This is a genomic window from Mycobacterium kyorinense (assembly GCF_001672775.1).
GTDB classification, from domain to species: Bacteria; Actinomycetota; Actinomycetes; order Mycobacteriales; family Mycobacteriaceae; genus Mycobacterium; species Mycobacterium kyorinense_A.
Genome location: NZ_LZKJ01000188.1, coordinates 1 through 701, shown reverse-complemented (window position 1 = coordinate 701; position 701 = coordinate 1). Strand labels below are relative to the sequence as shown.

Genomic DNA, 701 nt, shown 5'->3' with positions numbered 1-701 from the left:
GTACCGCTCGGATAACCATTTGGCCTGCTCTGGGAGAATGGTCAGCGTGACCCTGATGGCCCGCATCGACCTGCGCGGCGCCGACTTGTCCGCCGCCCGGCTGCGCGCCGCGTTGCCGCGCGGTGGCGCCGACGTCGACGCTGTGCTGCCGACCGTGCGGCCGATCGTCGAGGCGGTCGCCGAGCGGGGCGCCTGGGCCGCGCTGGACTTCGGCGAGTCCTTCGACGGGGTGCGGCCATCGGCCATCCGAGTGCCCTCCGCCGAGCTGGCCACCGCGCTGGCCGGTCTGGCGGCCGACGTCCGCGACGCGCTGCAGGTGGCGATCGACCGCGCCCGCGCCGTACACGCTGATCAGCGGCGGGCCGATCACACCACGACCTTGGGTCCGGGCGCGACGGTCACCGAGCGCTGGGTTCCCGTCGAGCGAGTCGGTCTGTACGTACCGGGCGGCAACGCGGTGTACCCGTCGAGCGTGGTGATGAACGTCGTGCCGGCGCAGGCCGCCGGCGTCGGGTCGCTGGTGGTGGCCAGCCCGCCGCAGGCCGCGTATGGCGGCCTGCCGCACCCGACGATCCTGGCCGCCGCCCGGCTGCTCGGCGTCGACGAGGTGTGGGCCGTCGGCGGCGCGCAGGTCGATGCGGGCCATCAGGGTCACGCTGACCATTCTCCCAGAGCAGGCCAAATGGTTATCCGAGCGGTAC

At 73.5% G+C, this 701-nt stretch carries 1 protein-coding gene; it reads left to right on the top strand.

Annotated elements, in window-relative coordinates; all coding sequences use genetic code 11:
* Positions 1–52 precede the first annotated feature (52 nt).
* On the top strand, positions 53–701 hold a 649-nt coding region (locus tag A5707_RS20050), incomplete at its 3' end, for a histidinol dehydrogenase (protein WP_197495390.1).